The organism is Chryseobacterium oncorhynchi, from assembly GCF_002899895.1.
GTDB lineage: Bacteria > Bacteroidota > Bacteroidia > Flavobacteriales > Weeksellaceae > Chryseobacterium > Chryseobacterium oncorhynchi.
Window position 1 is genome coordinate 516,659 of the sequence record NZ_PPEI02000003.1, and the last position, 12,607, is coordinate 529,265.

14 protein-coding genes are annotated in these 12,607 nt (G+C 34.0%); 3 read left to right on the forward strand and 11 right to left on the reverse strand.

Annotated features, from left to right (window positions below; all coding sequences use genetic code 11):
* Positions 1–2: 2 nt before the first annotated feature.
* The 10 genes from C1638_RS12575 to C1638_RS22180 all read right to left on the reverse strand — a co-directional run bounded on the left by C1638_RS12575 (position 3) and on the right by C1638_RS22180 (position 8,386).
* Complete coding sequence (locus C1638_RS12575; RefSeq protein WP_109621457.1) at positions 3–899, reverse strand: glycosyltransferase family 2 protein; 897 nt, start codon at positions 897–899, stop codon at positions 3–5.
* Positions 900–2,000: a DegT/DnrJ/EryC1/StrS family aminotransferase gene (locus C1638_RS12580; protein WP_109621459.1), complete on the reverse strand. Its 1,101-nt coding sequence runs from the start codon at positions 1,998–2,000 to the stop codon at positions 900–902. It lies immediately after the preceding gene.
* Positions 1,984–2,454, reverse strand: a complete 471-nt coding sequence (locus tag C1638_RS12585) for an acyltransferase (RefSeq protein ID WP_185140429.1) — start codon at positions 2,452–2,454, stop codon at positions 1,984–1,986. Before C1638_RS12585 ends, C1638_RS12580 begins: the two co-directional genes overlap by 17 nt.
* A gap of 1 nt (position 2,455) precedes the next feature.
* Positions 2,456–2,857 carry a sugar 3,4-ketoisomerase gene (locus C1638_RS12590; RefSeq protein WP_228428150.1) on the reverse strand — a complete coding sequence of 134 codons (402 nt, stop codon included), beginning with the start codon at positions 2,855–2,857 and terminating at the stop codon, positions 2,456–2,458.
* Between the two features lie 171 nt (positions 2,858–3,028).
* Positions 3,029–4,282, reverse strand: coding sequence for an ABC transporter ATP-binding protein (locus tag C1638_RS12595; RefSeq protein WP_109621462.1), 1,254 nt, complete (start codon positions 4,280–4,282; stop codon positions 3,029–3,031).
* Positions 4,283–4,326: 44 nt separating this feature from the next.
* Complete coding sequence (locus C1638_RS12600; protein WP_109621464.1) at positions 4,327–5,175, reverse strand: ABC transporter permease; 849 nt, start codon at positions 5,173–5,175, stop codon at positions 4,327–4,329.
* A 173-nt stretch (positions 5,176–5,348) separates the two neighbouring features.
* On the reverse strand, positions 5,349–6,212 hold the full coding sequence (gene rfbA, locus C1638_RS12605) for a glucose-1-phosphate thymidylyltransferase RfbA (protein WP_109621466.1): 864 nt from the start codon (positions 6,210–6,212) through the stop codon (positions 5,349–5,351).
* Positions 6,213–6,219: 7 nt separating this feature from the next.
* Positions 6,220–6,672, reverse strand: a complete 453-nt coding sequence (locus tag C1638_RS12610; RefSeq protein ID WP_109621468.1) for a hypothetical protein — start codon at positions 6,670–6,672, stop codon at positions 6,220–6,222.
* Between the two features lie 9 nt (positions 6,673–6,681).
* Positions 6,682–7,761: a dTDP-glucose 4,6-dehydratase gene (rfbB, locus tag C1638_RS12615; RefSeq protein ID WP_109621470.1), complete on the reverse strand. Its 1,080-nt coding sequence runs from the start codon at positions 7,759–7,761 to the stop codon at positions 6,682–6,684.
* Positions 7,754–8,386 (reverse strand): hypothetical protein, encoded by a 633-nt coding sequence (locus C1638_RS22180; RefSeq protein ID WP_165826531.1) that lies wholly within the window; start codon positions 8,384–8,386, stop codon positions 7,754–7,756. Before C1638_RS22180 ends, rfbB begins: the two co-directional genes overlap by 8 nt.
* A 679-nt stretch (positions 8,387–9,065) precedes the next feature.
* Between C1638_RS22180 and C1638_RS22355 the strand changes: the two genes are divergently transcribed.
* Positions 9,066–9,212 (forward strand): hypothetical protein, encoded by a 147-nt coding sequence (locus tag C1638_RS22355; RefSeq protein ID WP_165826532.1) that lies wholly within the window; start codon positions 9,066–9,068, stop codon positions 9,210–9,212.
* A 74-nt stretch (positions 9,213–9,286) separates the two neighbouring features.
* Here C1638_RS22355 and C1638_RS12625 read toward each other — a convergent pair whose 3' ends face one another.
* Positions 9,287–10,597: a UDP-glucose dehydrogenase family protein gene (locus C1638_RS12625; RefSeq protein WP_109621474.1), complete on the reverse strand. Its 1,311-nt coding sequence runs from the start codon at positions 10,595–10,597 to the stop codon at positions 9,287–9,289.
* A gap of 215 nt (positions 10,598–10,812) precedes the next feature.
* On the opposite strand from C1638_RS12625, the gene rimP reads away from it, so the two are divergent.
* Positions 10,813–11,280 (forward strand): ribosome assembly cofactor RimP, encoded by a 468-nt coding sequence (gene rimP, locus C1638_RS12630; RefSeq protein ID WP_076353189.1) that lies wholly within the window; start codon positions 10,813–10,815, stop codon positions 11,278–11,280.
* A gap of 16 nt (positions 11,281–11,296) precedes the next feature.
* A complete protein-coding gene (gene nusA, locus C1638_RS12635) occupies positions 11,297–12,532 on the forward strand; it encodes a transcription termination factor NusA (RefSeq protein ID WP_109621476.1) in 1,236 nt (411 codons plus the stop codon).
* Positions 12,533–12,607: the final 75 nt, after the last annotated feature.

The following is a 12,607-nucleotide window of genomic DNA, read 5'->3' on the forward strand; positions in this document are numbered from 1 at the left end:
GATTAGAACATTTTATTTGCTATTTTGTAGAGGAAAGGAGGGACGTTATTTTGAATACTAAAAATAAGTCTTTTTAAGTGAAATGGATAAGCTTGATATGCGGTGAAAAATTCTTCCGGGAGTTTTTTTCTTTCCAGATAATATTTTTGGGCAATGCTATTTACACTCCCTTTTGAAATTCCTTTTTTATCAAACATCATCTGAAGCAAAGCGGCCTCTCTTTCAATTCTTTCTGCTTTTAATTTGGAAATATTTTCATCATGCAGTCGATAATACGCTAGTTTTTCAGGGATATAGGTAATTAAATACTTTTCACTGATTTTTAGCCAACGGTAATAATCTTCTATGATAAATTGAGTGTCATATTTACCCGTTTCTCTGATTACCTCTGTCTTTGCCAGTACAGTTAAAGCAGCAATTCTATTCCCTTTTAATAGCTCATCCCCAAAGATCCTTGGATCTTTTTTTCCCATGGCATCATAATCTGCAATATCCTGAATGATCTGGCTGTCATTATTTATAGCATAGGTATCTGAAAAAGACATTCCATATTCATTTCCCAGACCCTCAAGGGCAGAGACTGATTTTTCAATGGATTCCGGATGTAGAAAATCATCAGCAGCAATAATCTTTATATATTTTCCCTTGGTAAGTTCAACACACTCGTTAAGCATTGTAGGCAATCCTGTATTTTGAGTGTGAAAGTTTTTTTCTGCAGGGTAATTGTTTTCTTTTAACCACTCTTCAAAAACCTCTACCGAATGATCAGGAGAAGCATCATCACCCACAATTAATTGGATGTTTTTATAAGTTTGATTTTTTATACTGTCCAGATTTTCTTTTATAAACCTGGAGTGATTATAGGAAACTACGACAATAGTTACTAATGGTTGTTCCATTTAAAAGTTGTTTACCGTTTTAATGATCATTTGTATTTCTTCTTCTTCTAAAACAGAGGAAATAGGAAGACTTAAAACTTCTGCATGAATTTTTTCACTTATAGGGAAAGAAAGTTCATTCCATTCCTTATATGCCTCTTGCTGGTGAGGAGGAATAGGATAGTGGATAATGGTTTGTATCCCTTGTTCTGTAAGGTAAGCCTGAAGCTCATCTCTTTTTGCTGTTCTGATAACGAAGACATGCCATACATGTTCCGCTTCATTTTCAGGATTTTCAGGAAGGACGATATTAGGGTTTTTGATTTCTTCAATAAACCTTTTAGCTATGATTCTTCTTGTATTGTTCTCCTCGTCAATATGTTTAAGCTTAACATCTAAAACAGCTGCCTGTAACTCATCTAATCTAGAGTTTAAGCCTTTATAAATGTTTACATATTTTTGGTTAGATCCGTAGTTAGCCAAAGCTCTGATCGTTTTTGCCAAATCATCATCGTTGGTAGTTACAGCGCCGCCATCACCTAATGCACCCAGATTTTTTCCGGGATAAAAGCTGAATCCGGCAGCATCTCCCAGATTTCCTGATTTTATATCATTCCATTCTGCTCCGATAGCCTGAGCATTATCTTCTATGATTTTTAAACTATGTTTTTCTGCAATTTCTTTAAGCTGATCGGAAAAAACAACTCTTCCCTGAAGATGAACAATGAGAATACCTTTTGTTTTTGAAGTAATTTTTTCTTCAATTTTAGAAATATCGATATTGTAGGTATTAATTTCTGGCTCTACCAATACCGGTACTAAACCGTTGTCCGAAACTGCTAATATAGATGCGATATACGTATTGGAAGGAACAATGATTTCGTCCCCAGCTTTCATTACACCGAGTTCTATGTAGGCACGAAGAATAAGACGCAGCGCATCTAGTCCGTTAGCTACACCAATGGCGTGTTTTGTTCCTATATATTGGGCTAAATTGGTTTCAAAACCTTTATTTCTTTCCCCTTGAAGATACCATCCGGATCTGAATGTCTGTAATAAGGCTTCTTCTATTTCTTGTTGATAATTAAGGTTTACTTTTTGTAAATCAAGAAATTTTATCATGTTGATTTTTCTTTAAAAATTTAGCTGGGTTTCCTACCCATATTTCATTTTCCGGGATATCTTTAGTTACAACACTTCCTGCACCTATGAGGGCATTTTCCCCAATGGTAATTCCTGCAAGGATCGTGGCATTGGCTCCAATAGAAGCTCCTTTTTTTACTAATGTTTTTTCCAGTTTAAAATCCTTATTTTTAGATTTTGGGAAAAGATCATTGGTAAACGTTACATTAGGTCCAATGAATACGTCGTCTTCAAGATTAACGCCGTCCCAAATTTGAACCCCAGGTTTTATAGTGACATTATTTCCAATGGTAACATCATTTTCTATAAGCACCTGACAATTGATATTGCATCCATTTCCAATTTTTGCCCCTTTTAAAATGACACAGAATTGCCATACTAAAGTTCCCTCACCTATATTTTGAGACTGTACGTCGGCTAAAGGATGTATCATTTTAATAATTTTTAAATTCTTCAAAATCTCTGAAATAGTCTTTTTCATCATACAATTCTGAAGCCAGGCAAAGCAAAACTGCATTATGAGAAAATTGAATATCTCTCCAAATTAATTCGGGTATATATAATCCTTTGGTAGGATGATCTAAAACAAAAGTTTCCTTTTTTCCTTCTTTATCTTCAGTATTAAAGGTTATTATTCCTGATACAGCAAATATTACCTGTTGAAGTTTTTTATGAGCGTGTCCCCCACGGGTCACATCCTGTGGTGTGTAATAAGTCCAGTAAACACGTTGTATATCAAAAGGGACGTTCTTTTGTGCCTCGGCTATTGTGATATAGCCTAATTCTGAAGAACCTATTTTATCAAAAATAACAATATTTGGTTTGCTTGTTTCCATTAACATATTTTAAAAAAGTGTTCAACAATATTTTATGCTGTAAAAATCGTTAAATTTAGGGTTGTTCTAAAGATTAAATCGGTTTCAATGAAATTTTAGAACCAGCAACATTATATTTAATATGGGGTAGTTATATTGTTAAACGATTATGAAGATAATAAAATTATAGAATTATCTTATTTTATAATCAAATTCAGGTCTAATAATACCAGGAAGTACACTAATGTTATCACCTAATTTGACATTCTCAACCTCAAAACCAACAATTTCATTAGCAATAAAAAGTGGTATTTTCTGATCCTGCCCGAACATGAGCTTGAAATAATAATTGCCTGTATTGAGTAAATGAGCTGGTATTTCAAATTCTACTTCATATTCTTTTCTTTGAGAACTATTGTTTTTTGCAATAAAGGCTCCTGTATGGAAGACAACGGCCTCTTCATAGGTTCTTAGTTCAAAAGTAGTATCTAGATTAATATTTTCTTTATAATTATAAAATCTTAAACGGATTTTTACTCCGGATTCAATATCTAGGAAGTCGCCTTGAGCCGGAGTGGCAGAGAACTCTAAAATTCGGATATTTTCATTTCCTATTGCTGTTTCTAAAGAACCATTATGAATGTAGCTACTTTGTCTTTCAGAATTTTTCTGATATTCAATGATTGTATTTTGAATGCCACCATTGTAAATCAGTTCCCCTTGATTAAGGAGAATACCTTTTTGGCAAAGTTCTTTTATTGCGGTCATGTTATGACTTACAAAAAGAATAGTTCTTCCTTGTCCTTTGGTAACATCATCCATTTTACCAAGGCATTTTTTCTGAAAATCAGCATCTCCTACTGCAAGAACTTCATCTACAATAAGAATTTCAGATTCCAGATGGGCAGCAACAGCAAAAGCAAGACGGACATACATTCCAGAGGAGTATCTTTTTACAGGAGTATCAATATATCTTTCAACACCTGAAAAATCTACAATTTCATCAAATTTACGCTTGATCTCCTTTCTGGTCATTCCAAGAATGGCTCCATTTAGAAATACATTTTCGCGTCCTGTCATTTCAGGATGAAAGCCTGTTCCCACCTCTAAAAGAGAGGCAATTCTTCCGTTGGTATATATTTTCCCTGTTGTAGGCTTAGTTACTTTACTTAAAAGCTTTAGTAATGTTGATTTCCCAGCTCCATTTCTACCTATAATTCCTACTGCATCACCTTGCTCTATTTCAAAATTAATATCCCGAAGTGACCACACATAATCGGAATTTCCCTTAGAAGCCCTGTCATTGGCTTCACCGATTTTTAAATAGGGATCTTCTTTGCCTCTTACTTTATACCAAAGCCTGTTGAGGTCATGAGACAGGGTTCCTGTTCCAACCTCACCCAAACGATACTGTTTTGATATGTTTTCTGCTTTTAAAGCTAGCATGTTTTTACTGTTTTAAATTTTTTATTCAAGTGTTTTATGTCAAACTATACAGTGTCCATAAATGTTTTCTCCACTTTGTTAAAGGTAACAACTCCAATGAAAAGCAGGATTAGAATAATAATGGTACTTACAACCAGCATTACAGGAGAAAAATCTCCTACTCCCAACCAGCCATACTTGAAGCATTCAAAAATACCTGTTAATGGATTAAATTTTGCCAGTTTTTTGAAATATCCCGGAAGCATAGATACGGGATAAATAACAGGAGTAGCATACATATATAAGGTTATCCCGAATGCTAATAGCATACTTAGATCTTTATATTTTGTAGTAAGAGCAGAAAATATCATCCCAACTCCTAATGCAAACAAGGCCATAAGAATTAACAGCAGGGGGGTAGCTAAAATCCACCAGTTTGGAGAAATTTCGTTATTAAAGAAATAATAGGCCCAAACAATAAAAAATAAGATGAACTGAACACTTAAACGCATCAGATTTGAGATCACAATTGAAAGTGGGGTAACTAATCTTGGGAAATATACTTTACCAAAGATATTGGCATTACCAGTAAATGTAGCTGTTGTACCAAGCAGTGCACCAGAGAAATAATTCCACAAAGTTACTCCTGAAAGATAAAATACGATACCGGGAGCTCCATCTGTAGATAGTTTGGCAAACTTTCCGAAAATAATCAGATAGGTAATGGTTGTAAAGATAGGATTAATAAAAAACCAAATCGGCCCTAAAATGGTTTGCTTGAAACTAGATATAAAATCTCTCTTTACAAACATGTAAATAAGATCCTTATATCTCCAGACCTCCTTGAGTTTTAAATCAAATAAAGAATGATCTGCTTCAATCGTTTCTGTCCACTTTTGTTGTGGTTCATTCATCTGTGTAAGTTTTTTGCAAATTTATAATAATTAATTCTTACCGGATTTTTTAGTTTGTAAATAAACATTCATATAAAACTAAAAAATAACAACTAATATATTGATATTTGTTGTTATGTACAAAAACTATTGGCCATAAAGCCAATAGTTTGTAAGATCTATAAATTGTACGGTTATTTGCCTACGAGTTGTTTCAGGTATTCTCCATAGCCGCTTTTTCCATACTTTGCGGCAGTTTCTAATAGTTTTTCCTCGTTGATGAATTTATTTCTGAAAGCAATTTCTTCAATACATCCAATTTTGAAACCTTGTCTTTTTTCAATCACGCTCACAAATTCAGAAGCGTCATGAAGAGAATCAAAAGTTCCGGTATCCAGCCATGCAGTTCCTCTGTCTAAAACGCCTACTTCAAGTTTTCCGTTCTTTAGATAAACATTGTTAATGTCAGTGATTTCAAGCTCGCCTCTTGCCGATGGTTGTATGTTTTTTGCAATCTCCACAACATCATTATCATAAAAATATAATCCTGGAACCGCGTAGTTTGATTTAGGTTTCAAAGGTTTTTCCTCAATAGAAACAGCTTTGAAATTCTCGTCAAATTCTACTACACCATATCTTTCTGGATCTGCCACGTGGTAAGCGAAAACTACACCTCCGTTTGGATTGGTTTTATTTTTTAGTAAGTTCCCCATTTCAGAACCATAGAAGATGTTATCTCCTAAAACAAGTGCTGCAGGATCATTGCCAATAAATTGATCACCCAGGATAAAGGCTTGTGCTAAACCATCTGGGCTGGGCTGTACAATGTATTCTATATTACAGCCAATTTGAGATCCGTCACCCAAAAGTTTGATGAATCCGGCTTGGTCGTGTGGGGTAGTAATGATCAGGATATCCTTAATTCCAGCCAAAAGCAATGTAGAAAGCGGATAGTAAATCATAGGTTTGTCATAAACAGGCATCAGCTGCTTGCTTACGGCAATCGTTAGAGGGTAAAGTCTTGTTCCGGATCCTCCGGCTAATATTATTCCTTTCATCTTTTTATTATTTTATATTCTCTATTGCATAGTCCATCTGATTTTTAATATTCAAATCAATGGTGGGAGTCATTAATAGGGCAGAGTTGCCTCTTGATAATTTGCCTCCTATACTTTTGTGAAACTTAATCAACTCTTTTAGATTTTTTTCTGATATAAAAGAGAATGAACTATATAATGAAATTTTAAAATCATCAAAATTAAAGTTATTGATGATTGAATTGGCTTGTTTATTTGTAAGCAGTTCCTTTGGTGGATCTACATTATAATCAAACATTTTGAGTTCGAGATACTCTTTAGCATAATTGATCAATGCTTCTTTGTAATGAGAGGCTTCTATAAATTCATCAATCAACTTTTGTTGAGACAAATTTGACATTGCCGGAGGTGGAGGGGGAAACTCCTGAGCCACGGCTAATGAAGAGAATACTACAAAAAACAATGAAACAATATACTTCATTATGTTATTTTAGTTGTATTGGTTTTCGTAATACTTCTGATAATCTCCACTGGTCACATTCTCTAACCATTCTTTGTTTTCAAGATACCAATCGATGGTTTTTCCCAATCCCTCTTCAAAAGTTACTGATGGTTTCCATCCTAAATCTTTATTTAGTTTAGTAGCGTCAATAGCATAACGCTTGTCATGGCCCGGTCTGTCCTTTACAAAAGTGATTAGCTTTTCAGAATGCCCTTCAGGTTTACCAAGCTTAGCATCCATTTGTTTGATAAGTTCTTTTACCAAATCGATATTCTGCCATTCATTGAACCCTCCGATATTATAAGTCTCACCAGTTTTTGCATCATTGAAGATTTGATGAATCGCTCTAGCGTGATCAATTACAAATAACCAGTCTCTCGTATATTTTCCGTCACCATAGATAGGTAAAGGTCTTTCGTTGATAATATTGGAAATACAAAGTGGAATTAATTTTTCCGGAAAGTGATTGGGACCATAATTGTTTGAACAGTTTGAAACAATGAATGGCATCCCATATGTATTTCCATATGCTCTTACCAAATGGTCAGATGCTGCTTTAGATGCAGAATATGGAGATTGTGGATCATAAGATGTAGTTTCAAGGAAAAAACCAGTTTCTCCTAGACTTCCATATACTTCATCCGTAGAAACATGATAGAATAAGTTTGTTCTTTTCTCATCCGGGAATCTTCCGTGGGTATGGTTAGGATTTAATGTCCAAAATTCCTTACATAAATTAAGAAGGTTGGCTGTTCCGTTTACATTGGTATTGATGAAAGCCATTGGATCTGTAATGCTCCTGTCAACATGGCTTTCTGCTGCCAAATGAATAACAGCGTCCGGGTTATATTTTTCAAAAACCTTTCTTAATTCTTCAGGTTTTGTAATGTCAGCTTTTTCGAAAACATAATTAGGCTCATTTTCAATGTCTTTCAGGTTTTCAAGATTTCCGGCGTAGGTTAATGCATCAAGGTTGATGATTGTCATGTCCGGATTGTTTTTTACAAATTCTCTTACAACATGAGACCCGATAAATCCGGCTCCCCCTGTAATGATTACATTATTCATTTTTTGTACTTTTATAATTGTGAGTGTGTAATTTAATGATTGTTTTTAGTCTGTCTATGCTAAAAATACTTCCTTTCGAAACGATATTAACGTCATCATATAGCTCTGCCGTATCTTTATCCTGTAATATATTTTTATTCAAAAGTACGGATTCAAAAAGTCCTATTTGTTTTAAATGATCAATATTTACAAAATAATGCCCAGGTCTTTCTCCTTTGCTTCCATAATTCTTTATATAATAAGTTATAAAAGGGCTGGCCAAACCAACCGGATCTATGAAATAGGTATTTTGACTCTCAGGCAGTAATGGTGTATGAAGCATTTGTACGCTGTTGCTAATGGATGTTATCTCTTTTACTGGTTTATTATAGATGAAGTTTATATTTGAAAACTTCCTTGTATAATATTCCCTTTCGTTTGTTAAAAGAAAACTTCCTTTTGCGTATTTATCTGCATATAGCTTTACTACCGGAGGAAAGAAAAATATAATGGCAAATAAGATCAATGAAAGTGCAGATACTTTGATGAAGTTTTTTTTATAAACCAGGATTTCTTTTGTTGAAGCAAATTCTATAATTGAGATGATGGAAATAGGTACTAAAATAGTAAACAGTCTTCCAAACATATAATCACGTACCAGGAATATATAAGCTAAATAAAATATAATCCCGAGAAATATTTTTTTATTAGTAAAATATGAAGTGTATAATCCCAAAGCTATTAGCAGAAACATGGGTTTACTTTCGAATAAGTTTTCCTTATAATAAAATAGAGATTGATAAAAATTAAAATTATTGGTTTTAAGATAAAAGCTATTAGGGAATATGCTCCCAAAATAAAAAAAAGAAAATACAAACCAGCTCAATATTATAATGCACATTGCCATAAATCCTTTTGTGAACTTATGCTTGTAGAAATAATACAGTATCGTGGGGCAAACTATTAGAAAAAAATCATATCGGGTAAGGAAAACTAAAGCAACAGCAATAGGAAGTAGGAATACCGATTTTGGGTTCTCCTCATTCATGCTTAGTATCGTAAACCATGCTATAACCGAATAGGATAATGAATTTTCTAGGCCGCTGGTACTGAAATCAATATAAAACTTTGAAGCTAATAATAAACCAAAACTAAATAGCAATATAAAGATTTTTTCAGGCTTAATTGTTGTGGTTTTTAAATATAAATATCTCAATATCATTGTAATTGATGTTATTGAGAATATCATATTAATAATAATAGGAATGTTAAATATCTTATTGTCTGAAATATGAAATACATTGAATAATACATCAAAAATGTAGGTGAGGGGAATAGAGACGATAGTAAAAAGAGGAGATGTTGAAACATATGTTCTTTCTCCTAAATTCCAGACTAACCCTAATCCATTCAAAACATTGTATGATTGGTATGTAACTGAAAGTCCATCTGAGGAAACCCATTTGGAATAATATATCAAACTAAAATAAATCAGTCCTAAGCCAGCAATAAGCCAAAACTTGAAATCTTTTACAATTGGCATAATTTAGGAAATCGTTTTTCTACCTATACTCTTATAATAAAAACCATTTTGTTCCAGAGTTTCTAGCGGATACATATTTCTTCCGTCAAAAATTACTTTATTTTTCATTTTCTTAGCGATGAGTTCAAAATTAGGATTTTTAAACTCGGGCCATTCAGTAGATATAAATAAAGCGTCTGCATCTTCCAGTGCATCATACATGCCTTTAGCATATTGTATTTTATCACCAAGAAGTTTTTTTACATTATTTTCTGCAACAGCATCATATGCTACAATTTCTGCGCCTTTCTCTAATAAGATGGCAATATTGTCTAAAGAAGAAGCCTCTCTGATATCATCTGTATTGGCTTTGAATGCAAGTCCCCACATGGCAATCTTCTTTCCTTTAATGTCTCCTCCGAAGTATTTTTCAATTTCTGCAACAAGAATTACTTTCTGTGCAGTATTTACATTTTCTGTAGCTTCAAGGATCTGGAAATTAAAATCTTCCTGTTTTCCGGATTTAATAAGTGCCTTTACATCCTTAGGGAAACAACTTCCACCGTATCCAATTCCCGGAAATAGGAATCTGTGCCCAATTCTGTCATCACTTCCCATTCCTAATCTTACCTTGTCTACATCAGCCCCTACTTTTTCACAGTAATTCGCAATTTCATTCATAAAGGTAATTTTTACAGCTAAGAATGAATTGGCGGCATATTTCGTAAGCTCAGATGATTTCTCATCCATAAAAATAATAGGAATTCCTATATTGGTAAATGGCTGATAAATTTTAGCCATGATATCTTTTGCTTTTTCAGAGCTAGCCCCAACAACTACTCTTGAGGGATTCATAGAGTCTTCAACAGCAAAACCTTCTCTTAAAAATTCGGGATTTGAAACAACATCAAAAGGGATGTCTGTTTTAGAGGATATCGCTTCTCTTACCCTGTCTGCAGTTCCTACGGGTACAGTGCTTTTATTCACAATGACCTTATATTCGGTCATCATCTCACCTATATTATTGGAAACCTGAAGCACATACGACAAATCCGCAGATCCATCCTCTCCGGGAGGAGTAGGTAATGCTAAATAAATCACCTCACTTTTGTCCAGGGCTTCTTTAAGGTTGGTGGTAAAGAATAGTCTTTCAGATTGGATGTTTCTAAGGAACATCTCTTCAAGGTTCGGCTCATAGATGGGAACAACGCCGTTTTTCATACCTTCTACTTTTTTTTCATCAATATCAACACAGTATACTGAATTGCCAAGTTCTGCCAGAGTAGTTCCTGTAACTAACCCTACATAACCTGTTCCTACAATCGTTATATTCAAAATGTTTGTTTTTTTAAATTCAAAGGCAAAAATAATAAAAATACTTTCACTTGCTCTTTTAATTTATCGTAAATGAAATACACGCTATTTACTTGATAATAAGATAATTTTGCATTTTTAGAAAAAAGGCGTATATTTGCATTGGATTTACGGGAAAAATGGGAAGGCTTCGGAAGAAAGCCTTTTTTCGTACTGGTAAATCAAGATAAAAATTTATGGAGTTTAGAAAAAGAATTGAAGAATTATTAAATGAATTCCTTGAGACCAGAGAAGATCTGTTTCTTATTGATCTTAAGTTCTCTGCAGGGGATGACATTACAGTGATTTTAGATGGTGATAACGGTGTTTCTTTACAGGATTGCCTGGATGCAAGCCGTGCAGTAGAATTCAATATGGATCGTGAAGAACATGACTTTAGCCTTCAGGTGATGTCTGCAGGATTAAGTGAGCCATTGTCTACTCCAAGACAGTTTAGAAAAAATTTAGGAAGAGAGATTGAAGTGATGCTGGAAGATGCTTCTAAAATTGAAGGAGAGCTGTCAAAGGCAGATGAAGATAAGATCACACTTGTTTTACGTTACCGCAAACCGAAAGAAGTCGGAAAAGGGAAAGTAGATGTGGAGGAGGAAAAAGAAATTCCTTACTCTGAGATCAAAAAAGCATTAGTAGTAATTAAATTTTAAAAAGAAAAAAGAATAGATGGATAATATAGCGTTGATTGAATCCTTTGGTGATTTTAAAGACGAAAAGGGGATCAGTAAGATTGATCTTATGGCAATTATTGAGGATTCACTGAAGACACTTTTGAGAAAAAGATTTGATTCAGATGACCATTTTGACGTGATTGTAAACCCGGATAAAGGAGATTTTCAGATATTTTTAAATAAAACTATTGTTGAGGACGAAATGTCTGAAGACGATGACCTGGAAATTGAAATTTCTGAAGCAAAGAAAATTGATCCTACATTCGAAGTAGGTGAAGACTTTACGATGGAAATTCCTGTTGCTCAGTTAGGAAGAAGAAATATTCTTACCTTGAAGCAGATCTTGGCTACAAAACTTCAGGAGCATAACAATGCAATGCTGTATGAGCAATTTAGAGATAAAATTGGGGAAATTGTTGTTGGGGAAATCCACCATATCCGTCACAAGCATGTGATTTTGTTGGATGATGAAGGAAACGAATTTATTTTACCAAAAGAAAACCAGATCCCATCCGATTTCTTTAAAAAGGGTGAGAATATCAGAGCTATTGTTGAGACAGTAGACTTTAAAGGTTCAAAACCACAGATTATTATTTCCAGAACTGCACCTAAATTCCTTGAGAAGTTATTAGAGCTGGAGATTCCTGAGATTCAGGACGGAACCATTATGTTGAAAAAGGTAGTGAGAATTCCTGGAGAAAAGGCGAAGATCGCAGTAGATGCTTATGATGACAGAATTGATCCTGTAGGAGCTTGTGTAGGAGTGAAAGGATCCAGAATTCATGGGGTTGTAAGAGAGTTGAGAAATGAAAACATCGATGTTATTCAGTGGTCTAAAAACCCTGAAATTTTGGTGAAGAGAGCTTTAGGAAATGTTACAGTCAATAAAATTGACATCAATGAGGAGCAAAATTATGCGCTAGTATATACTCCTGTTGAAGAGATTTCTAAAGTAATTGGAAAGCAAGGACAAAATATTAGACTGGCTTCTTGGTTGTCAGGATATGAAATTGATGTATACAGAGAGTCCAGCGAGGATGACGATGTTGAATTGAGAGAATTTAATGACGATATCGAGCAGTGGATTTTGGATGAGTTTAAGAAAGTAGGACTTACAACTGCAAAATCAGTATTGGATAAAGAAACTGAAAGTCTTCTTAATATGGTTGACCTTGAAGAGGAAACTATCGAGGATGTTAAACGTATTCTAAGAGAAGAATTTGAAGATTAAGATGTAAAATAAATCTTAATAAAACAGTAAAAAGGAAATACTTTAATTTTAAAAATTAAAAAACAGTAAATAATA

Bases quoted from the DNA above. Each gene is read 5' to 3' on its own strand.
- C1638_RS12575 (WP_109621457.1), bottom strand. From the start codon at position 899: ATGGAACAACCATTAGTAACTATTGTCGTAGTTTCCTATAATCACTCC.
- C1638_RS12580 (WP_109621459.1), bottom strand. From the start codon at position 2,000: ATGATAAAATTTCTTGATTTACAAAAAGTAAACCTTAATTATCAACAA.
- C1638_RS12585 (WP_185140429.1), bottom strand. From the start codon at position 2,454: ATGATACATCCTTTAGCCGACGTACAGTCTCAAAATATAGGTGAGGGA.
- C1638_RS12590 (WP_228428150.1), bottom strand. From the start codon at position 2,857: ATGGAAACAAGCAAACCAAATATTGTTATTTTTGATAAAATAGGTTCT.
- C1638_RS12595 (WP_109621462.1), bottom strand. From the start codon at position 4,282: ATGCTAGCTTTAAAAGCAGAAAACATATCAAAACAGTATCGTTTGGGT.
- C1638_RS12600 (WP_109621464.1), bottom strand. From the start codon at position 5,175: ATGAATGAACCACAACAAAAGTGGACAGAAACGATTGAAGCAGATCAT.
- rfbA (WP_109621466.1), bottom strand. From the start codon at position 6,212: ATGAAAGGAATAATATTAGCCGGAGGATCCGGAACAAGACTTTACCCT.
- C1638_RS12610 (WP_109621468.1), bottom strand. From the start codon at position 6,672: ATGAAGTATATTGTTTCATTGTTTTTTGTAGTATTCTCTTCATTAGCC.
- rfbB (WP_109621470.1), bottom strand. From the start codon at position 7,761: ATGAATAATGTAATCATTACAGGGGGAGCCGGATTTATCGGGTCTCAT.
- C1638_RS22180 (WP_165826531.1), bottom strand. From the start codon at position 8,386: ATGTTTGGAAGACTGTTTACTATTTTAGTACCTATTTCCATCATCTCA.
- rimP (WP_076353189.1), top strand. From the start codon at position 10,813: ATGGAGTTTAGAAAAAGAATTGAAGAATTATTAAATGAATTCCTTGAG.
- nusA (WP_109621476.1), top strand. From the start codon at position 11,297: ATGGATAATATAGCGTTGATTGAATCCTTTGGTGATTTTAAAGACGAA.